Raw genomic sequence first — 20507 nt, 5'->3', positions numbered from 1 at the left:
GTAGAAGGCCCTCCAACAATCAATCGAAGGAAACCCGGCGATGACCGACGACGACATGGCCGACGACATGGCCGACGACCTGCCCGCGACGGGCCGCGAAACCGAAGGCGGCGGCTTCACGCCATTCCCCGATTCCGGCACCGACCGCGCGCAGCAGAAGGCCAAGCCCCAGACCCCGCAGACGCTCTCGCCGACCTATCGGCTCGCCTACGACGACGAGGACTTCCTCGCCTCCGAGCCGCTGCGCGGCGTGCGGCTGCAGCTGGAACTCCTGAAGACCGACATGGCGCTGCGCGAGGCCGGCATCCTCTCGACCGTGGTGCTGTTCGGCGGCGCGCGCATCCCCGAGCCCGGCAAGCCGGCCTGGGCGGCGCGCAACGAGGGGCAGGCGGAGCGCCTCGTTGCCAACAGCCGCTACTACGAGGAGGCCCGCCGTTTCGCCGCGCTCGCCTCGCAGCACTCGGCCAACAGTTCGGGCGGCAAGGAGTTCGTGATCGTCACCGGCGGCGGGCCCGGTGTGATGGAGGCGGGAAACCGCGGCGCGGCGGATGTCGGCGGCGTCTCGATCGCGCTCAACATCACCCTGCCGCACGAGCAGGCGCCCAACCCCTACGTGACGCCCGAGCTCTGCTTCAACTTCCACTACTTCGCCATGCGCAAGATGCATTTCCTGATGCGCGCCAAGGCGATGGTGGCTTTTCCCGGCGGCTTCGGCACGCTGGACGAGCTGTTCGAGGCGCTGACGCTGATGCAGACGGGGCGCATGGCGCGCATGCCCGTGGTGCTGTTCGGCGAGGCCTTCTGGCGCCGGGTCGTCGATTTCGAGTTCCTGGCGCAGGAGGGCACGATCGCACCGGACGACCTCCAGCTCTTCCGCTTCGCCGACACGGCGGAAGAGGGCTGGGCGATCATCCGCGGCTTCTACGGCTTTTAGACCGGGAACGGGCTCGTCTGCGGCTCGTTGGCACGGGTGGCAATGAAGAAGGCGAAGGAGAACGCGATGGGCGACCTCGACACCGATCCGAAGATGATGCGTACGCAGCAGAACGAGGACGCGCCGGAAACGATCGAAACGGACGAGACGGCGAAGGCAGCGCTTCGACCGAACGATGTCGACGCTGTGAGCCAGACCGAGCGCGAGCGCGCCAAGGCAGGGAACGTCGCGGACGGGCGCGATCAGATGGACGTCGTGTTCGAAGCCAACCGGCGCGCCGTCTCGTCGGACGAGAGCGATGCGAGGACTGCTCGCACGCCGGAGGACCGCCGCGAGGCCGAACGCCAGTCTCTGGCGCAGCCGGGCCGCTCGCGTCTCGGGTCCTGAGGTTCGCAGCCTCAGACGGCGCGGATGCTCTTGAGGAAGCGTGTCAGGTCGTCGGTGATGAAGTCGATATGGGCGGCGTCGCGGCCCTCGTGCTCCCAGACGTCGCCGAGCGTCGTCTCGAAGTTTTCGGGCACCACGAGCACGGTCTTCATCCCCAGCGCTTTCGGCACTTCGAGATTGCGCGCGAGATCCTCGAACATCACGGCATGGGCCGTGTCGATCCGGTGGAGGCCCATGAACTTGTCGTAGGTCTCGGCGGCGGGCTTGGGCACGAGGCCGGCGGCGACGATGTCGAACACGTCCTCGAAATGCTCGAAGATGCCGAGCTGGCGCGCGGTCCGCTCGGCATGGCCGCGATCGCCGTTGGTGAAGATGAACTTGCGCCCCGGCAGCGCCGCGATCTCCTCACCGAGCGCGGGGTCGGGCGCCAGCCACGAATAGTCGATGTCGTGGACGTAGGAGAGGAAGGCGTCGGGCTCGATCCGATGCACTTCCATCAGCCCGCGCAGCGTCGTGCCGTACTGGCGATAGAGGTCCTTCTGGAGGGTCTTCGCCTCCTCGCGCGGCACTTGGAGCAGCTCCGAGACGAAGGCGGTCATCCGCCCGTCGATCTGCGAGAAGAGATCGGTCTTGCGCGGGTAGAGCGTGTTGTCGAGGTCGAAGACCCAGGTCCGCACGTCGGCGAAATGCGTCGGGTCGGCCTCGACGGTCCGAAGGATGGTGGTGCTGTCGTTCATCGCTCCTTTCGACATGGCGCAACGCGTCCCGTCAATCGCCAATCGCTGCGACGGCGTGCGGCTTCGGCGCTCAGTAGATGATCGCCGCCCGCAGCAGCGTCGCGTTCACCTCGTCGCCGTCGTCCGGGCCCTCGGTCACTTGCGTATACGTGTGGCTCGTGGTGAAGCGCAGGACGTCGGTCGGATACCAGTTGAGGATCGCCGTGCCGGAAAGCTGCGTGCCGCCGTCCTCGGCGTCGGAGAGGTCGAGATGGTCGAGACGGGCGCCGATCTCGAAGGCGCCGATGCCGCCCTTCGTCACCGACTGCGCCGGCTTCACCCGCTCGAACTGGCCGGACTTCGCCTCGTATTGTCGATGATCGTCGGTGAGGAACACGAGCGCGGAGAGGTAGCCGCCCCCGAGCGTCGCCTCGCCGCCGGCGCGCGATTCGACGCGGCTCACGGTGTATTCGCTCTGCAGCGTGAGACGCCCGAGCGTCGCGGCGGCCTCGAGATTGACCGAGAGGAGCTTGCCTGGGCCCTCGAAATCGCCGGTCGAGACCGGCGAGGCGGCGACGAGACTGGTGCCCGCGTCGCCGGAGAAGGAGAGTGTCTCCTGCCGGTCGAAGCCGCCGGCAAGGCCGAGGCCGAGATGCACGGCGTCGTCACCGTCGAGATAGGGGGCATAGGTTCCGCGCCCGGCCACCGTCACGCCGTCGTCGAAGGGCTGGCGATTGATGTCGCCGCCGAAGACGCCGCCGTTGAAGCTCCAGCGTTCGCCGCCGGCGAGCGCCGCAACGCCCACGGCGTCGGTCAGCTGCAGCCCGGCGTTCTGCCCGTCCTCGGCGAAGGTGGCGGACCGGCTGCCCATCAGCTGCTGCATCGAGAAGGTGACGTCCTGGTAGCCCGCCTGCACCGTCAGCGCATCGCCGACTTCATAGTTCAGATAGGCGTAGGTGACCGGGTCCGTCTCGAGATTGGCGAAGTCGACGGTCAGCCGGCCGCCGATCTGATCGAAGCCGAAATCGACGTAGAGCCGGCCCCGCCGCACCTCGCCGTTGCGCCGGTCGGCCTGCGCGACGAGATCGTCCGGCGAGGAGGAGGCCCAGCCGCCGTCGAACTGCACGAAGGGCGAGAAGCGCACGAAGCGCGCGTCGTCGCCGATCTCAGGTGCGGTCTCCAGGCGCTCGGCAAGCGATGTGTCGGATGCAACCTGCGCCCTAGCCATGCCAGGCAGGAAGCCGACGACGAGAGCCGAGATCGCGAGGGCGGTGCGGGTCACGGGGAACCTCCTGTCCATGAGCGGTGGCCGGTTCGTCCCATCCGCGCCCGTCACATGCCAGTGCGCGGCCGCCACACCCGCCGCGCCTTTCGGCGGTGCCGCGTGGCTCTCGCCTAGTCGGCGCCGGCCTTCGAGCGCGGCGACAGCGCCAAGGCCACGAGTGTGATCAATGCGGCGGCCGACAGGTAGTATCCGACCGCCGCGAGGCCATGGTCGGTGGCGAGGCGCGTCGCGATGTAGGGCGCGAGCGAAGCGCCCACGATGCCGCCGAGATTGAAGGTGAGCGAGGCGCCGGTGTAGCGCACCTTCGTCGGAAACAGCTCCGAGAGCGCCGTGCCGAGCGGGCCGTAGGTCAGGCCCATCAGCGCGAAGCCGACGATCTGGAAGGCGACGACGCTGCCCGTCGTGCCCGCACCGAAGAGCGGGTGGAAGAGGAAGCCGAAGAGCGCGATGCCGAGCGTCGCGGCCAGCAGCATGGCGCGCGAGCCATAGCGGTCGGCCAGGACAGCCGAGACGGGGATGGCGAGGCCGAAGAACACGACGCCGAGCATCTGGATGGGCAGGAAGGTCGAGCGCGCGAAGCCGAGCGGGCCGGTGCCCCAGGAGAGGACGAAGGTCGTCATCAGGTAGAACAGCACGAAGGTCGCCATCGCGCCGAACGTGCCGGCGAGAAGGTGGGCCTTGTGCCGCGCGAAGATCTCGACGATCGGCACCTCGACGCGCTCGTGGCGCTCGATCGCCTTCTGGAAGGCGGGCGTTTCGTGGATCTTCAGCCGCACGTAGAGGCCGACGAAGACGAGGAGCGCCGAGGCGACGAAGGGCAGGCGCCAGCCGAAGGCGAAGAACTGCTCGTCGGTCAGGACGTCGGAGAGGATGAGGAAGGAGCCGGTGGCGCAGATGAAGCCGATGGGCGCGCCGAGCTGCGGAAACATGCCGTACCAGGCGCGCTTGCCGGGCGGGGCGTTTTCGGTGGCGAGCAGCACCGCACCGCCCCACTCGCCGCCGAGCCCGAGGCCCTGGCCGAGCCGGCAGAGCGCCAGCAGCATCGGCGCGACGACGCCTGCGCTCTCATAGGTCGGCAGCAGGCCGATGGCGACGGTGGAGAGGCCCATCGTCATCAGGGCCGCGACGAGCGTCGCCTTGCGCCCGATCCGGTCGCCGTAATGGCCGAAGATCGCCGCGCCGATCGGCCGGGCGAAGAAGGCGATGGCGAAGGTCGCGAAGGACTGCAGCATCGCCGTCGTCGGCTCGGCGCTGGGAAAGAACAGGTGCGGAAACACCAGAACCGCGGCCGTCGCGTAGATGTAGAAGTCGAAGAACTCGATCGTCGTGCCGATGAGGCTGGCAAAGAGGACGCGGCCCTTCGAGTTGACGGCGGCGGCGGGAGGCGAGGAGGCGATGGACACGGGAAACCCTTCTGGCGCATGAGCGTACCCTGGGGTACGCCCATGCGCAGTAACGCAAGGTACACTGTCGATCAACCCGTGCGATGCCGCTTGCTCCGTCAGGGAACGAGAAGCGTGCCCGCGCCGTGCTCGGTCAGGAGTTCGAGCAGCACGGCATGCAACACCTTGCCGTTGAGGATCACGACGCCTGCGACGCCCCGGTCGAGCGCCTCGATGCAGGTTTCGACCTTCGGGATCATGCCGCCCGAGATCGTGCCGTCGGCGATGAGGGCGCGGGCCTGCGCCACCGACAGCTCCTTGATGAGCTGGCCATTGGCATCGAGAACGCCGGGCACGTCGGTGAGGAAAAGAAGCCGCGCCGCCTGCACGGCGCCGGCGATGGCGCCGGCGAACGTGTCGGCGTTGATGTTGTAGGTCGCGCCGTCGCGGCCGGGCGCGACGGGGGCGATCACCGGGATCATTTCCGAGCGGGCGAGGAGGTCGAGCAGCGTGCGATCGACCTCGACGGGCTCGCCGACGAAGCCGAGATCGAGCACGCGCTCGATGTTGCTGTCGGGATCGATCACGGTCTTCGTCGCCTTCTCGGCGAAGACCATGTTGCCGTCCTTGCCGCAGAGGCCGATCGCCCATTCGCCCTCGGCGTTGATGAGGGCGACGATCTCCTTGTTGATGGAACCGGCCAGAACCATCTCGACGATCTCGACCGTGCGCTGGTCGGTGACGCGAAGCCCGTGTTCGAAGCGGCTCTCGATGCCCATCTTCTCGAGCATGCGGCCGATCTGCGGGCCGCCGCCATGCACCACGATCGGGTTGATGCCCGACTGCTTGAGCAGCGCGATGTCGCGCGCGAAGGCCTTTCCGAGCGCCGGGTCGCCCATGGCATGGCCGCCATATTTCACGACCACCGTCTTGTGCTCGTAGGCCTGCATGAAGGGCAGGGCCTCGGCGAGAAGGCTCGCCTGCATTTCCGCGTTGTCGTTCATGGCGCATCCCGGCGTGAAGGAGAGTGCGCGCGGTTTAGCGCGAGCGCCCGGCAGAAAGAAGCATCTGCCCGTGAGAAAGATCGCCGACCGTCCGCACCACACGCCAGAGGCGGAGGTTTAGCTCAAATTTTACGTGCTGCGTGTGACGCTACGTCAGGTGCGATGTCCGCACCGGCGGGAAGGGAAGCGGTGACGTCGATGCGGATCAGGAAAGGTCGAACCCGGGTCGCGGGCTTGTCCGCGTCGTTGGCGCTCATCGCCCTCTCGGCCGCCGCGCCGTCGCAGGCCCTGGCGGGCGCCTGGACGCTGGAGAAGGGCAAGGGCCTGGTGATCGTCACCGGGTTCGCGTCGCGCGCCGACAAGGGCTTCGCGGCCGAGCGCAAGACGCAAGCCGTCGCCGGGTTTCGCAAGGTCGAGATCCAGGGCCTCGCGGAGTACGGGATCTCCGACCGCTTCACCGCGCGCGTGCGAACCGAGGTGCGGGACGTGCGCCAGGAGGGCGGCGATCCCGAGCGCCGCACCGGCCTCGGCTTCTCCGAGATCGGCGGGCGATACCGGTTCTTGCAGCGCGGCGGGTTCGTGGCGTCGGCAGAAGCCAATCTGCGGCTGGCCGAGGTTCAGGATCTCGTCGATCCCGTGCAGGCCGGTTTGCTGGAGGCCGAGTACGAGGCGCGGCTGCTCGGGGGATACGGCTTCACGCTGCGCGAGCGTCCGAGCTTCGCCAATGTCGAGCTGGCCTACCGGGCGCGGGCCGGCGACCGGCCGGACGAGATCCGCGTCGACACGACGCTCGGCATCCGCGCGACCCCGCGGCTTCTGGCGCTGGCGCAGGTCTTCAGCGTGGTGTCCGCAGGCTCAGCCGAGAGCCTGGCCCCTTACGACTATCACAAGGTGCAGCTGAGCGGCGTCTACGACGTGACGCCGCGCATCTCGGTCCAGCTCGGCGGCTTCACCACGGTGGCCGGGCGAAACGCGCTGCGCGAGGACGGGCTCCTGTCGGCGCTCTGGTTCAAGTTCTGAGGCGCGCGCGGCGCCCAGAACCCCGCTCAGGCGTCGACCTTGGCGCGTGCCAGCACCGACTTGATCGCCGCGTCCAGCTCGTCCGGGCCGTAGGGCTTGGGCAGCAGCGCGACGTTGGCACCGGCAGCGGTGTCGAAGCCTTCGACGTGACGATCGCCGGTGGCGAAGACCACGCCGACGCCGGGCTTCAATTCGAGCGCCTGCCGCGCGAGTTCCGGGCCGGACATGCCGGGCAGGTTGACGTCGGTCACCAGCACGTCGAACGGCACGGTCTGGATCGCCATGAGTGCATCTTCCGCGCGACCGGCCTCGACCACCACATGACCGAGATCCTTGAGCATGTCCGATGTGTTGAAGCGGATCAGGGCGTCGTCCTCGACGAGCAGCACCGTAGCATTGCGCGGCGCGGGGCGCTCCGGCATCGCAGCGCCGGCCGGGGCCGCGACGAGCCCTTGCGGGTCGGCCGGCACCAGCGACGGCGCGCCGTGCCCGCGTTGGCTGCGGTTGGCCTGTGCCTGGTTGGCGAGGACGTGGCGCACTTTCCGTGCCAGCGCCTCGCGCGTGTAGGGCTTGGAGAGAAGCTGCACGCCGGCGTCGAGGCGCCCGCCGTGCACGATCGAATTCTCGGTGTAGCCGGAGGTGAAGAGCACCGCGACCTGAGGCAGGCGCTCGCGGGTCTTGCGGGCCAGTTCCGGGCTCTTCAGCGTGCCCGGCATCACCACGTCGGTAAACAGAAGGTCGATCGCGATGCCGCTCTCGACGACGTTCAGCGCCGACTGCGCGTCCACCGCCTTGAGCACGCGGTAGCCGAGATCGGAGAGCATCTCCACCACCGTCGCCCGCACCTCGTGGTCGTCCTCGACCACGAGCACCGTCTCGGTGCCTCCGGAGATCGGGCCGGTGTCGACGGCGACCTCGACGTCCTCGGCCTCCACCGCGCGCGGCAGGTAGAGCTTGATCGTGGTGCCGTGGCCGACCTCGGAATAGATCTTCACGTGGCCGCCCGACTGCTTCACGAAGCCGTAGACCATGGAGAGGCCGAGGCCCGAGCCCTTGCCCTCGGCCTTGGTCGAGAAGAAGGGCTCGAACACGCGCTCGATGATCGCCGGCGACATGCCCGAGCCGGTGTCGCTCACCGCCAGCATCACGTACTGGCCGGGCGTCACCTCGGCATGGGTGCGGGCGTAGTCGTCGTCGAGCGAGGCGTTGCCGAGTTCGATCGTCAGCTTGCCCTGGCCGTCCATCGCGTCGCGCGCGTTGATCGCGAGGTTGAGGAGCGCGTTCTCGATCTGGCCGGGGTCGATGAACGTGTTCCACAAGCCGCCGGAGACCACGGTCTCGATCTCGACGCGCTCGCCGATCGCCCGGCGCAGCATGTCGTCCATGCCGCGCACGAAGCGCGTGACGTTGACGACCTTGGGCTCCAGCGCCTGCCGGCGACCGAAGGCCAGCAACTGGGCGGCGAGCTTGGAGCCGCGCGAGACGCCGGCCATCGCGTTCTGCACGCGTCGTTCGGCCCGCTCGTTGCCGGCGATGTCCTTGGCGAGAAGCTGCAGGTTGCCGGAGACGACCTGCAGCAGGTTGTTGAAGTCGTGCGCGACGCCCCCGGTCAGCTTGCCGACGGTCTCGAGCTTCTGCGACTGCGCGAGCGCCGCCTCGGCGCGGCGGCGCTCCTCGATCGCGGCGACGACGCGGTTTTCCAGCGTCTCGTTCAGCTGGCGAAGCTGCTCCTCGGCGCGCTCGCGGTGGCGAACCTGCCGCTCCAGCATCGCCGCGTGCTCGCGCAGGCGCTCCTCGTGAAGGCGCGTTTCGGTGATGTCGGTGTGGACGCCGACCCACTCGCGGATGGCGCCGTTCTCGTCCAGCGTCGGGGTGGCGCGGATGGCGAACCAGCCCCAGCTACCGTCGGCCCGGCGCAGGCGATGCTCGTGCACGAAGAGGCGGCGGTCGGCGACCGCCTCGTTCCATGCCGTCACCGTGCCGGGGGCGTCGTCGGGATGCACCGCGTCCGCCCAGCCGAAACCCTCATATTCGGCCGGCGACTGGCCGGTGAGGCGGCCCCAGCCCGGCTGGTCCGGTCCCATGCGCCCGTCCGCGCCGTTGGTCCAGATCGTGGCGTGGACGATCTCGACCGCGGCGCGGAAGCGCTCGTTGGCACGGAACAGCTGCTGCTCGGCGAGCACCTGCTCGGTGTTCTCGATGACGGTGCAGAGCACGCCGCCGACCGCGCCGCCCTCGTCGTGGATCGGGGTGTAGAAGAGATCGAAGAATACCGTCTCGGCCGCACCGTTGCGGTGGAGAACCATCTGCTGGTTGCGGAAGGCCTGGGTCTGGCCCTCGAGCCCGGCTTCGACGATGCGGCGGTTCCAGTCCCAGATCTCGGGCCAGATCTCGCGCACGGAGGCTCCGAAGGCGCGGGGATGGTTGCCGCCGGCAATGTCGATATAGCCGTCGTTGTAGAGCATGACGGGGTCGCGCCCCCACATCAGCACCTTGGGAACGGGCGAGTCGATCACCGAATCCACGACGATGCGAAGCCCCGCCGGCCAGCTCTCGCGGGACCCGAGCGGCGTGCTCGCCCAGTCGACGGACGCCAGCAGCGCCCGCGTCTCACCGGCGCCGACGAAAACGCCCGCCTCGACCGACTGCGACATGATCCTGCTTCCCCCGCGACGACTTCGGTCCCTGCACGAGGGATGCCCGCAAATCCAGGCATTCGCAAGGCATGCCTGCGACTAAAAAATCCTCCCGCGTCTCTTTAAGTGCCTGTCAGAGCAGCGTCTCCAGCGTGATCGGCAGGTGCCGGATGCGCTTGCCCGTGGCGTGGAAGACGGCATTGGCGATGGCAGGCGCCACCCCCACGATCGCCAGTTCGCCCACCGCCTTGCCGCCGAGCGCCGAAGCCTCGAAGTCGGGCACGCCGACCGAGATCGTTCGGATCTCCGGGATGTCGGCGTTGGTGGGGATCATGTAGTCGGCGAGGTTGGCGTTGAGGATGCGCCCGTCGCGCGGATCGACGACGCCCTCTTCCAGAAGCGCCTGACCGATGCCCATGACGATGCCGCCGTTCCACTGGCTCTCGGCGAGCTTCGGGTTGTAGAGCCGGCCGGAATCCAGCCCCGAGACGACGCGCGACACCCGCACCGTGCCGAAATCCTCGTCCACCCGCACCTCGACGAAATGCGCGCACCAGGAGTGGAGCGAGTGGTCGCCGTCGGTCGGCGAGCGCATGCCCGAGACGGAGGTGAAGTTGTCGAACCGGTCCTTCGCGGTGGCGCCGTCCTTCAGATTGTCGCGCAGCGCCTCGATGCTGTCGCGCCCGATCGCCCGCATCAGCGCGGCGATCGGCAGGCCGTCGCCGGTGGCGCGGGGCAGGCGTAGTTCGCCGTTCTCGATCTCCAGATCGTTGGCCTGTGCACCTGCCAGCGGCGAGGCCGGCGCGTTGATGGCGAGCCCCACCAGTTCCTCGCGCACGGCGAGCGCGGCCTTTTGCACGGCGGCCGTCATCAGGTTGGCGAGCTGCGAGCCGCCGGCCACGGGCGCGCGGGGCAGGCGGCTGTCGCCGAGCGTCACGGCGACGCGCTCCACGGGAAGGCCGAGCGCGTCGGCGGCGGTCTGCGCGAGGATCGTGTAGGTGCCTGTGCCCATGTCGATGGCGCTCGACAAGACCTCGGCCGTGCCGTCGGCGAGAAGCCGCACCATCGCCTCGCCGGGCGTGCGCCGCACCGGATAGGTGCCGGCGGCCAGACCCCAGCCGACGAGATCGCGCCCCTCGCGCATCGAGCGCGGCGCCATCGTGCGCCGCGCCCAGCCGAAGGCCTCGCCGCCCGCCGCGAAGGCCTCGCGCAGGCGGCGCGTCGACCAGGGCTTGCGGGCCTGCGGGTCTTCCTCGGCGTAGTTGAGCAGCCGCAGCGCCAGAGGATCGACGCCGACGGCATAGGCGAGCTCGTCCATCGCGCATTCGAGACCGTAGGCGCTGGGGTTCTCGCCGGGCGCCCGCAGCGCGCCGGGCTCCACCGTGTTGACGGGAACGACGGTCTGGCGCGTCGAGAGGTGGGGCACCGCGTACATCAGCGTCGTCACCGAGCCGAGCGGCTCCAGCTTGGCCGCACCGATCGAGGTTTCGTTGGCGCCGGTCTGGACGATCGAGAGGAGCTTGCCCTCCTTCGTGGCGCCGATCTTCAAGGTCTGGCGGGTCGCCGGGCGGCCGCCATAGGCCGTGAAGGTCTGCGGCCGGGTGACGGCAAGCTTCACCGGCCGTCCCAGCATCTTCGCCGCCATTGCGGCGATCGCGCCATGCGGCAGGCTCAGCGCCTTCGAGCCGAAGCCGCCGCCGATGAAGGGCGAGACGATCCGCACGTTCTCGAAGGGGATGGCGAACCATTCGGCATAGGTGCGCGCCATGCCGTCGACCCACTGGCTCGGCTCGTGAACGGTCAGGCGGTCGCCCTCCCATTCGGCGACGAGGCCGTGCGGCTCGATCGGCACGTTGTATTCGCGCGGGGTGAGATAGGTCGCCTCGATCTGCACCGGCGCCTCGGCCAGCGCCGTCTCGGCCTCGCCCCACTCGACGCTGGCGCGGTCCATCGGATGACCGGCGCCGGCATTCTCGGCGTGGAAATCGGGCACCACCGGCCCTTCGTCGTAATGCACGACGACGAGCGCCGCCGCCGCGGTCGCCTGCTCGAAGGTCTCGGCGACCACGGCCGCCACCTGCTGGCCGTTGTAGGTCACCTCGGTGGCGAAGGGGCAATAGGCGCGATCGCGCGCCGGCGCGCCGAACGGGTTGGCGGCCTCGCGCAGCTCGATCGCCGTCTCGGGCGTCAGCACGAGGAGAACGCCAGGGCTGGCCTTCGCCGTCTCCACCTCGATCGAGAGGACGCGGCCGGCACCCACCGTCGCCTGGATCATCACGGCATGGACGAGCCCTGCCGGATGGTTCTCCAGCGCATAGGTCGCCCGGCCCGTGATCTTGGCGGGGCCGTCGAGGCGGCTCGTCGCGCGGCCGAGCGGGCCGGCGCCGTCCGAGGCGTCGCCGTGCCGGGTGCGGGGTTCGTGGATCGTCATGCGAGACCTCCGACCTTGAGAATGGCGCGGGCGACGACGCGCGGCGCCAGATCGATCTTGTAGGCGTTGCCGCCCTGCGCGAGCGCGCCGATCATCGCGAGTTCGGCGGCCGCGCGCACGACCGCCTCGGTGAGCGGTCGCCCGCGCAACGCGTCCTCGACCTCGCGGGCCCGCCACGGCTTGGTCGCGACGCCGCCGAGCGCGACGCGGATCTCGCGGACCGTGCGTCCGTCCTCGTGCAGGTCGAGCGCCACCGCCGCGCTGGCGCTGGCGAACTCGTAGGACTGGCGGTCGCGCACCTTCAGGTAGGTCGAGTGCGCGGCGGCCTTCGAGGCGGGAAGGGAGATGGCAGTGATCAGTTCGCCTGGGGCGAGCACGGTCTCGCGATCCGGCGTCGGGCCGGGTTCGAGGAAGAAGTCCTCGACCGGGACCGAGCGGTCGCCGAGATGGACCGTCGCGCCCAGCGCCACGAGCGCCACGGCGAAGTCGCCGGGATAGAGCGCGATGCAATGGTCGCTCACGCCGAGCACCGCGTGGTTGCGCGTGACGCCGCCGATCGCCGCGCAGCCCGAACCCGGCCGGCGCTTGTTGCAGGCGGGGTAGGCGGCGGGATCACGGAAATAGGCGCAGCGGGTGCGCTGCAGGAGGTTGCCACCGACGCTCGCCATGTTGCGGATCTGCGCGGACGCTGCGAGGTCGAGCGCCTCGACGGCGGCCGGGAACGCGGCGCGCAGGGAGGCATGCCCGGCGGCGTCGGCCATCGTGGCGAGCGCACCGATGCGCGCGCCGTCAGCCCCCACCGAAATGTCGGCGAGGCCGGGAAGGCGGGTGATGTCGATCACCGTCTCGGGTGCGGCGACGCCGCATTTGGCGAGGTCGAGCAGCGTGGTGCCGCCGGCGATCAGCATCGCGCCGGAACGGGCGGCGGCGGCGCGTGCGGCGTCGAGCGTTTCGGCCCGCGAATAGGAGAAGTCCCTCATGCCAGCGCCTCCGCGGCGCGGCGCACCGCCGTCACAATGTTGGGATAGGCGCCGCAGCGGCAGAGATTGCCGGCCATCGCCTCGCGGATCTCCGCGTCCGAGCCCGTGCGGCCCTCGTGGATCACGCTGACGGCCGACATGATCTGCCCTGGCGTGCAGTAGCCGCACTGGAAGGCATCGGCTTCGAGAAAGGCCGCCTGCACCGCATGCAGCGCGCCGTCCTCGCCCTCCAGCCCCTCGATCGTCGTGACGGCACGCCCCTCCGCCTGCGCGGCCAGCATCAGGCAGGAGAGCACGCGTCGGCCATCGACATGCACCGTGCAGGCGCCGCACTGGCCCTGGTCGCAGCCCTTCTTGGTGCCCGTGAGATGCAGGCTTTCGCGCAGCGCGTCGAGCAGCGTCACGCGCGGCTCGACCTGCAAGGCATGCGTCTGCCCATTGACCTGCAACTGAAGGGATCGTCGGGTGTTCGACATCGTGGATGCTCCCTCTCGTGGCGCCGTGCGCCGCTCGGGTGGTCGTCGGACGAATGGTTTGATCTGCCGGCACGCGCAGGGCGACGTGACAGAGGCAGGCCGGAATGCGATAGGCCGAGCGAGCCGCCGGGTATTAAATGGAGGCAGCCTCCGATTATTAGTAAGCTAGGCCTTCGCCGCTCGGCGATCAAGTCCGGTTTGCAATGATTCCAGTGTGAGCGAGCGAGAGGGCGAAGTGACCGAGGCGAAGAGCGACACGCCGAACCCCGCCGGGTCGGCACAGGGAGCAGCCAAGCGGATGCGCGCCGACGCGCGCCGCAACCGCGAGCGCCTCGTCGCGGCGGCCGCTCTGGCATTCCAGAGCGAGGGCGTCGATACTTCGCTCGAGGCCATCGCGCGCGCGGCCGGCGTCGGGATCGGCACGCTCTATCGCCATTTTCCGACGCGCGAGGCGCTGATCGAGATCGTCTACCGCCGCGAGGTCGAGACGCTCGTCGTGGCGGCGCAGGAGCTGGCGCGAGACCTGCCCGCGGACGAGGCGCTGGCGCAGTGGATGCAGCGCTTCGTCGACTACATCGCCGCCAAGCGCGGCATGGGCGACAGCCTGAAGATCCTGTTCGAATCGAAGTCGCCGCTCTTCGCCGAGGTCGGCGGCCTGATTCCCTCGGCGCTGAAAAGCCTCGTCGAGCGGGCGGCCGAGGCGGGGGCGATCCGGCCCGATGCCGACAGCGGCGACGTGTTGCACGCCCTGTCGAGCATCTACGCGGCATCGTCCGGGCCGGACTGGCGCGATCGCTCGCGCCGTCTGGTGCAGCTTCTGATGGACGGGCTGCGCTACGGCGCGCCGGGCCCGTCCGCTCCCACCGCCTGAGGGTCAGATCGCCCGGAGGAGATCGCGGCCCGCGAGGTTCCTCATCAGCGCCGCGATGCCGAAGGTCCAGGGCTCGGCCTTGTCGGTATGCGTCACGACGTTCTGCAAGGCGCCGAGTTGCGGCGAGGCGACGGTGACGACGTCGCCGAGCTTGTGGGTGAAGCCCTTGCCCGGCGCGTCGCGATCCTCCACCGGGGCGAAGAGCGTGCCGAGGAAGAGCACGAACCCGTCGGGATACTGGTGGCTGCGATTGGCGGCCTGGCGCACCAGCTCGGCGGGGTCGCGGCTGATCTCCTTCATCGAGGAATGGCCCTCCAGCCTGTAGCCGTCGGTGCCCTCGACCGTCAGCGTCAGCTCGGCCTTCCGGACGTCGTCGAGCGTGAAGCCGGCGTCGAACAGGCGGATGAATGGCCCGATCGCCGAGGAGGCGTTGTTGTCCTTGGCCTTGCCGAGAAGCAGCGCCGAGCGGCCCTCGACGTCGCGAAGGTTGACGTCGTTGCCGAGCGTCGCGCCGACGATCTCGCCGCGCGAGTTGACGGCGAGGACCACCTCGGGCTCCGGGTTGTTCCACTCCGAGGAGGGCAGGATGCCGATCTGCGCGCCATGGCCGACGCTCGCCAGCACCGGTGCCTTGGTGAAGACCTCGGCGTCCGGCCCGATGCCGACTTCGAGATATTGCGACCAGTAGCCCTTGTCCTGCAGGATCCTCTTGACCTCGGCGGCCTTCTGCGAGCCCGCCACGACGTCGGTCAGCGCGCCGCCGATCACCTGCCCGATCTCGTCGCGGATCTCGGCGGCCTTGGCGAGGTCGCCCTTGGCGCGCTCCTCGATCACCCGCTCGATCATAGAGCGCGCGAAGGTGACGCCGCAGGCCTTCACCGCCTGCAGATCGCAGGGCGCCAGCAGCACCGGCTTGCCCTCGCGCGCCGGCCCGGCGGTCGCGCCGTTGGCCAGCACCTCGGCGAGCGGCCAGGAGCGACCCTCCGGCGCGCCGTGTAGGAGCGCCACGGGATCGGCCGCCTCCAGGAGCGTCGAGACGGTGGGCGCGGCGGCGGTGACGCAGACGAGCCGGTCGCCGCGCAGATGCACCACGCAGGGGCCGCCGACCTCGGGGTCGAACAGGCGCCCGACCAGCGTCGCGTCCGTGGCATCCTGGGGCAGGGGGGAGAAGTCGGTCATGCGGCAAATCCGTTCGTCGGCGGCAAGGCCCGTGCCGGCATCGGCCTCGGGCGGGATCGAGCCCAGCCAAACCGCGGATCGTCGCCGACTGCAAGTCTCCCGCTTGCTGCGCCGCAGCGCAGGGCTGCGCCGCCCCTTGCGTCGCGGGCGCGCTCGCCTCCATAAGCGCCTGCCGATGCCCCATGTCCGATGCCCGGCACTCCCCGAACCGGAGATCGCCGTGATCGCGCCTCGGCCGTCAGACCCTCGACCCTCGCTGCTGCGACAGGCGATCGACGCGGGCGCCCGCCCGCCCGTGCCGAGGACGATCCTCTGCCATGACGACCATCGCTTGGGCGTCGATTCGGGCGCCGTGCCGCTGCTGCTCGTTCACGGCGCCGTGCAGTCGCGCGCGATCTGGGATGCGCAGGTCGAGCGCCTGTCCGGGCGCCGCCGTCTGGTGGTGCCGGACCTGCGGGGCCACGGGGCGACGCCGCTGGGGAGCGGGCAACTGTCGGTCGGCTCGATGGCCGACGATTGCGCCGCGCTTCTCGACGCGCTCGGCATCCGCCGGGTCGTCGTGGTCGGCGTCTCGCTCGGCGGCATGGTGGCGCTGGAACTCGCCCGGCGCCATCCCGCGCGCGTCGAGGCGATCGTTCTGTCGAACACGCCGCGGGCGCTCGTCGTCAACCGTTGGCTGCGGCGCGGGGTGGCGAGCCTGCGGCCGCAGCGCCTGCTGGTTCCCCTCTTTGCGCTGGCAGGCCGGCGGCGCACGGGGCGGCTCGGGCTGGCCATTGCCCGCTGGGCGGTCGGTCCGCATTGGGTCGGCCGGACGGCACGCGCCCACTTCCTCGACGGGTTCGCGCGTATGCCGACGCGCGCGATCGTCGCCACCTATCGCGCGATCGTGGAAAGCGAGCCGGTGGATCCCCGGCGCGTGCGTTGCACCTGCCTCGTGGTGGAAGGAACCGACGACGTCGATCTCATCCACGATCAATCGGCGGAGTTCGCAAGCCAAGCGCCGCGAGCCTGGCGGGTGAGAATGCGCGCCGGCCACGTTGCTCCGCTCGATGATCCCGTTCGGTTCGACGCCGTGCTGACGCGGTTTCTGGATTCGCTTCCGTCGTCCTGACGCCTCGCGCGGACAGGCCGTCGACGAGGGCTCGCAGCTCAGGACGCGAAGGGCAGCGGGTGCTGGCGGACGGGCGAAAAGCTGGTGCGGTGATGCCGGCAGGGGCCGTGGCGCGCCAGCGCTTCCAGATGGAAGGGCGTGCCATAGCCCATGTGCTGCCCGAAGCCGTAGACGGGGAAGGCCTGGCAGAGACGCTTCATCATCCGGTCGCGCGTGACCTTGGCGACGATCGAAGCGGCCGCCACCGAGAGCGAGCGGGCGTCGCCGCCGATCACGGCCGTGGCCGCGCAGCCCAGAAGCGAGGGCACGTCGCGCCCGTCGATCAGGGCATGGCAGGGACGGTCGGGCAGCCCTGCGAGCGCCCGGCGCATGGCGGCAAGCGTCGCCTGGCGGATGTTGATGCGATCGATTTCGCCGGCGCTCGCCGAAGCGATCGAGACGGTGGCGGTGCGCAGGATCTCCGCGAAGAGCCGCTCGCGATCCGCCGCGCTCAACGCCTTGGAGTCGTCGAGACCATCGGGAATGGCGGCGGGATCGAGCAGCACGGCGCTGGCCACCACCGGCCCGGCCAGCGGTCCGCGGCCGGCTTCGTCGATGCCGACGACGAAGTGCAGCCCGGTCCCGAGCAGCGCCGTCTCCAACGCGAAGTCCGGCCCCGGCTTCGCCGGGGTCTTGGCGCGGGCGACGGGGCCGGCGGCGGCCGGGCGAGCCGGCGGCCGGGAAGGGGCGGGAGAATCGGAGGAACGGCGAGCCATGTTGCGGCGAGACTCGCGCATTCTCCGATCCTCCACAAGGCTCGCCGCTTGTATGGGCGGAGCGGCGAGCCCCATCGCCGGCCGCGGGGAACGACCGGCGAATTCAGTGCGTTCCTAGAGAAGCGAGAGCTGGACGCCCGCGCCGCGGGGCGCGCGGAACAGGTCGGTGCGCAGCTTCGTGCGCTCCAGATTGAGCTCCAGCCGCTTGGCGGCCAGTTCGAACCGGCGGCGGATCTGCTGGGCGTAGGGGCCCTTGCCGGACATCCGCTTGCCCCACTCGGCGTCGTAGTCCTTGCCGTCGCGCATCGAGCGCAGGAGCGCCAGGACGTGGCGGTAGCGGTCGGGATAGTGCTGCAGCAGCCAGTCCTTGAAGAGCGGCGAGACCTCCAGCGGCAGGCGCAGCAGCACGTAGCCGACCTCGCGCGCGCCGGCCTCCTTCGCCGCCGCCAGCAGGCGCTCGATCTCGCTGTCGGTGAGGCCGGGAATGATCGGCGCCGTCATCACCATGGTGGGGATGCCGGCCTCCGAGAGCTGGCGCACTGCGTCCAGCCGCTTGGCGGGCGTCGCCGCGCGAGGCTCCATCGTGCGGGCGAGCCGCCCGTCGAGCGTCGTCACCGACAGCGCCACCTTCGCCAGACCCTTGGCCGCCATGCGCGAGAGAATGTCGATGTCGCGCGTCACCAGCGCCGACTTGGTGACGATGCCGACGGGATGGTTGGCGGCCTCCAGCACTTCGAGGATCTCGCGCATGATGCGCCGGGTCTTCTCGATCGGCTGGTAGGGGTCGGTGTTGGTACCGATCGCGATCGACTTCGGCTCGTAGCCGCGCTTCGAGATCTCGGTTTCCAGCAGCTCGGCGGCATTGGGCTTGGCGAAGAGCCGCGACTCGAAGTCGAGGCCCGGCGACAGGCCCATATAGGCATGGGTCGGCCGGGCGAAGCAGTAGACACAGCCATGCTCGCAGCCGCGATAGGGGTTGATCGAGCGGTCGAAGGAGATGTCGGGCGAATTGTTGGCGGTGATGATCGTCTTCGCCGTCTCGTTCTGCACCTCGGTGCGGAACGGCGGCAGGTCGTCGAGCGTCGCCCAGCCGTCGTCGAAGGCGCTGCGCGCGAAGGGCTCGAAGCGGCCGGACGGGTTGAGCCCGGCCCCGCGCCCACGCCGCCGGTCGAAGCCGATGCGAAGGCCGGACTGGGCGATCACGTGGTCGGCCATGTCGACGCCGCCCGGATGGGCGAAGGCGGCGCGATCGGCGGTCTGGATCTCCTGCATGAGACAACTTCCCTGCGGACAAAGGCGTCTGTGACCAAAGTCCTAACGAGATGGCGAGAACAATACAAGAACAAAAATGCAAAGCGCGACGGCGCTGGCGCTGGGCCGTCTGTTCGCGATAAAGCGGACCATCATGTTGAGCGCGATCGTCATCCGGGCCGAGGAGCCCATGCCGCTGGCCGCCACCCTCGCGACGCTCGTCGCCGGGGCGGTGGAGGGTGCGCTGCGCGAGGTCGTGGTGGCCGGCGAGATCTCGGCGGAGGTGCGCCGCGTCGCCGATCACGCGGGATGCCGGGTAGAGACTCTCATTGCGCTCGCGGACTCGGCCGCGGCGCTCAAGGGCGACTGGGTGCTGGTGGTGCCGGCGGGCGAGCGACTTGGCGCCGGCTGGGTCGATCTCGCGGCCGGGCATGTCGCGCTGGCGCCGACCGAGGCCGGGCGCTTTCCGGGAACGCAGCCCCGCGCCGGGTGGCGTCGCTGGTTCGGCCGGGCCGAGGGGGCGCTTCTCGTTCCGAAGGCCCATCTCGCGGCGCATCTTCGCGCGCGCAGGTCGCTCGACGGGCTCGGGCGGGGCCTTCGCACCCGCGCCCTTCGCGAGCGCTAAAGAGTCAGGCGCCGCCGCGGCGCAGGTGCTCGTCCAGCCGCGGCATGATCTCCACGAAGTTGCAGGGCTTGTGCCGGTAGTCGAGCTGCGCGGCGAGGATGTGGTCCCAGCCGTCGCGGCAGGCGCCCGGCGAGCCCGGCAGCGCGAAGACGAAGGTGGCGTTGACGACGCCGCCCGTAGCGCGCGACTGGATCGTGGAGACGCCGATCTTATCGAACGAGATGCGGTGAAAGACCGCCGAGAACCCGTCCATCCGCTTCTCGAACAGCGGCTCCAGCGCCTCCGGCGTCACGTCGCGGCCGGTGAAGCCGGTGCCGCCCGTGGTGATGACCACGTCCACCGCCGGATCGCGCGACCAGGCGAGCACGATCTCGCGGATGGCCTCGATCTCGTCCGGCACGATCCGGCGCTCCGCGAGGCGATGGCCCGCCGCCTCCAGCCGCTCCACCAAAGTGTCGCCCGAGCGGTCGTCCTCCCGCCGGCGCGTGTCGGAGACGGTGAGCACCGCGATGCCCAGCGGGATGAAGCTGCGCTCGGCTGCGCTCATGCGGGTTCTCCGGTGGCGGGAACGACGGTGGGAAGCACCCACCAGCTAGGGCGATCGGCGGCGAGCGACGCCGCGGCGGCACGGCAGGCGGCATCGTCGGAAAAGATGGCGAAGGCGGTGGCGCCCGATCCCGACATGCGGGCGAAGAGGGCGCCCCGCTCGCGGAGTTGCGCGAGCGCCTCGCCGATCGCGGGCGCGAGCGCCATCGCCGGCACTTCGAGATCGTTGCGGCTGGCGGCGAGCGCGGCGAGAAGCGTGCCGGCATTGGCGAACCCGTCGGCCGGCAGTCGGCCGAGCGGCGGGTTGTCGCGCCGCCCCAGCGCGCCGAACACCGCCGGCGTCGAGACGGGCACGCCGGGATTGACGAGCAGCATCGGCAGGGCCGGCATGCACGCCGCCGGCTCGGCGATCTCGCCGATGCCCGAGACGCGCGCCGCGCAGCCGTCGAAGCACATGGGCACGTCTGCTCCGAGGCGCAGCGACGCCGCCCGCAGACCCGCGCGTCGCTCGGCCGGCCAGCGCCGCGAGAGCGCGCGCAGCAGCGCCGCGGCGTCGGCCGAGCCGCCGCCGATGCCGGACGCCGGTGGCAGGCTCTTCTCCAGTTCGATGCGAAGCGGGGGGACGTGCGAGCCGAAATCTGTCGCGACCGTGCGCGCGAGATCGAGCGCCTGCATCACCAGATTGTCCGGCCCGCCGGGGATCTGCCGCGCGAAGGGGCCGGACAGCACGAGGCGATCTTCGGTGGACGCGGCGATGCGCAGCCGGTCGCCATGCGCGGCGAAGACCACGAGGCTTTCGAGCGCGTGGTAGCCGTCGGGCCGGCGCCCGACGACGTGCAGCGCGAGGTTGATCTTGGCCGGGGCGGGTTCGTCGAGGCCGGCCCGAAGGTCGGCGCCGGGCGCCGCGAGCGAATCCAC

At 70.1% G+C, this 20507-nt stretch carries 19 protein-coding genes; 6 read left to right on the top strand and 13 right to left on the bottom strand.

Features of this window, described 5'->3' with window-relative positions; genetic code table 11:
* Positions 1-55: 55 nt before the first annotated feature.
* Positions 56-934 (top strand): LOG family protein, encoded by an 879-nt coding sequence (locus tag GGR04_RS01440; protein ID WP_376769819.1) that lies wholly within the window; start codon positions 56-58, stop codon positions 932-934.
* 66 nt (positions 935-1000) lie between these two features.
* Positions 1001-1321: a hypothetical protein gene (locus tag GGR04_RS01435; protein WP_183197128.1), complete on the top strand. Its 321-nt coding sequence runs from the start codon at positions 1001-1003 to the stop codon at positions 1319-1321.
* Between the two features lie 11 nt (positions 1322-1332).
* Here GGR04_RS01435 and GGR04_RS01430 read toward each other — a convergent pair whose 3' ends face one another.
* The 4 genes from GGR04_RS01430 to argB all read right to left on the bottom strand — a co-directional run bounded on the left by GGR04_RS01430 (position 1333) and on the right by argB (position 5708).
* Positions 1333-2058 carry a pyrimidine 5'-nucleotidase gene (locus tag GGR04_RS01430; RefSeq protein ID WP_183197125.1) on the bottom strand — a complete coding sequence of 242 codons (726 nt, stop codon included), beginning with the start codon at positions 2056-2058 and terminating at the stop codon, positions 1333-1335.
* Positions 2059-2128: 70 nt separating this feature from the next.
* The gene (locus GGR04_RS01425; RefSeq protein ID WP_183197123.1) at positions 2129-3319 is read right to left on the bottom strand and encodes an OprO/OprP family phosphate-selective porin; all 1191 of its coding nucleotides are present in this window, start codon (positions 3317-3319) and stop codon (positions 2129-2131) included.
* A gap of 113 nt (positions 3320-3432) precedes the next feature.
* Complete coding sequence (locus GGR04_RS01420) at positions 3433-4719, bottom strand: MFS transporter (protein WP_376769818.1); 1287 nt, start codon at positions 4717-4719, stop codon at positions 3433-3435.
* A 104-nt stretch (positions 4720-4823) separates the two neighbouring features.
* Complete coding sequence (gene argB / locus GGR04_RS01415) at positions 4824-5708, bottom strand: acetylglutamate kinase (protein ID WP_183197120.1); 885 nt, start codon at positions 5706-5708, stop codon at positions 4824-4826.
* A 234-nt stretch (positions 5709-5942) separates the two neighbouring features.
* On the opposite strand from argB, the gene GGR04_RS01410 reads away from it, so the two are divergent.
* Positions 5943-6728 (top strand): hypothetical protein, encoded by a 786-nt coding sequence (locus GGR04_RS01410; RefSeq protein ID WP_183197118.1) that lies wholly within the window; start codon positions 5943-5945, stop codon positions 6726-6728.
* A 26-nt stretch (positions 6729-6754) separates the two neighbouring features.
* Here the strand turns inward: GGR04_RS01410 and GGR04_RS01405 are convergent, their stop codons facing one another.
* From GGR04_RS01405 to GGR04_RS01390, 4 genes are all read right to left on the bottom strand, one after another.
* Complete coding sequence (locus GGR04_RS01405; protein WP_183197116.1) at positions 6755-9382, bottom strand: hybrid sensor histidine kinase/response regulator; 2628 nt, start codon at positions 9380-9382, stop codon at positions 6755-6757.
* Positions 9383-9497: 115 nt separating this feature from the next.
* Positions 9498-11795 (bottom strand): xanthine dehydrogenase family protein molybdopterin-binding subunit, encoded by a 2298-nt coding sequence (locus GGR04_RS01400; protein ID WP_183197114.1) that lies wholly within the window; start codon positions 11793-11795, stop codon positions 9498-9500.
* Complete coding sequence (locus GGR04_RS01395) at positions 11792-12775, bottom strand: FAD binding domain-containing protein (protein WP_183197113.1); 984 nt, start codon at positions 12773-12775, stop codon at positions 11792-11794. Before GGR04_RS01395 ends, GGR04_RS01400 begins: the two co-directional genes overlap by 4 nt.
* Positions 12772-13251, bottom strand: a complete 480-nt coding sequence (locus GGR04_RS01390; RefSeq protein WP_183197111.1) for a (2Fe-2S)-binding protein — start codon at positions 13249-13251, stop codon at positions 12772-12774. The genes GGR04_RS01395 and GGR04_RS01390 overlap by 4 nt, the downstream gene beginning before the upstream one ends.
* 298 nt (positions 13252-13549) lie before the next feature.
* Here GGR04_RS01390 and GGR04_RS01385 point away from each other — a divergent pair, with 298 nt between their 5' ends.
* On the top strand, positions 13550-14122 hold the full coding sequence (locus GGR04_RS01385; RefSeq protein WP_183198968.1) for a TetR/AcrR family transcriptional regulator: 573 nt from the start codon (positions 13550-13552) through the stop codon (positions 14120-14122).
* Between the two features lie 3 nt (positions 14123-14125).
* On the opposite strand, the gene GGR04_RS01380 is transcribed toward GGR04_RS01385, so the two are convergent.
* Positions 14126-15301 carry a fumarylacetoacetate hydrolase family protein gene (locus GGR04_RS01380; RefSeq protein ID WP_183197109.1) on the bottom strand — a complete coding sequence of 392 codons (1176 nt, stop codon included), beginning with the start codon at positions 15299-15301 and terminating at the stop codon, positions 14126-14128.
* A 220-nt stretch (positions 15302-15521) separates the two neighbouring features.
* On the opposite strand from GGR04_RS01380, the gene GGR04_RS01375 reads away from it, so the two are divergent.
* A complete protein-coding gene (locus GGR04_RS01375) occupies positions 15522-16412 on the top strand; it encodes an alpha/beta fold hydrolase (protein ID WP_312857379.1) in 891 nt (296 codons plus the stop codon).
* 38 nt (positions 16413-16450) lie between these two features.
* On the opposite strand, the gene rnhB is transcribed toward GGR04_RS01375, so the two are convergent.
* On the bottom strand, positions 16451-17188 hold the full coding sequence (rnhB, locus tag GGR04_RS01370; protein ID WP_246392594.1) for a ribonuclease HII: 738 nt from the start codon (positions 17186-17188) through the stop codon (positions 16451-16453).
* Between the two features lie 93 nt (positions 17189-17281).
* On the bottom strand, positions 17282-18439 hold the full coding sequence (locus tag GGR04_RS01365; RefSeq protein ID WP_183197105.1) for a PA0069 family radical SAM protein: 1158 nt from the start codon (positions 18437-18439) through the stop codon (positions 17282-17284).
* 76 nt (positions 18440-18515) lie between these two features.
* On the opposite strand from GGR04_RS01365, the gene GGR04_RS01360 reads away from it, so the two are divergent.
* Positions 18516-19043, top strand: a complete 528-nt coding sequence (locus GGR04_RS01360) for a hypothetical protein (RefSeq protein WP_183197103.1) — start codon at positions 18516-18518, stop codon at positions 19041-19043.
* Positions 19044-19047: 4 nt separating this feature from the next.
* On the opposite strand, the gene moaB is transcribed toward GGR04_RS01360, so the two are convergent.
* Together moaB and GGR04_RS01350 are read right to left on the bottom strand one after the other, a co-directional pair.
* The gene (moaB, locus tag GGR04_RS01355) at positions 19048-19590 is read right to left on the bottom strand and encodes a molybdenum cofactor biosynthesis protein B (protein WP_183197101.1); all 543 of its coding nucleotides are present in this window, start codon (positions 19588-19590) and stop codon (positions 19048-19050) included.
* Positions 19587-20507 carry a 4-(cytidine 5'-diphospho)-2-C-methyl-D-erythritol kinase gene (locus GGR04_RS01350; protein WP_183197099.1) on the bottom strand — a complete coding sequence of 307 codons (921 nt, stop codon included), beginning with the start codon at positions 20505-20507 and terminating at the stop codon, positions 19587-19589. Before GGR04_RS01350 ends, moaB begins: the two co-directional genes overlap by 4 nt.

This window comes from Aureimonas pseudogalii (assembly GCF_014196835.1).
GTDB lineage: Bacteria > Pseudomonadota > Alphaproteobacteria > Rhizobiales > Rhizobiaceae > Aureimonas > Aureimonas pseudogalii.
Note: the sequence above shows the minus strand (reverse complement) of the source record. Positions and strands in the feature narration are given on the sequence as shown.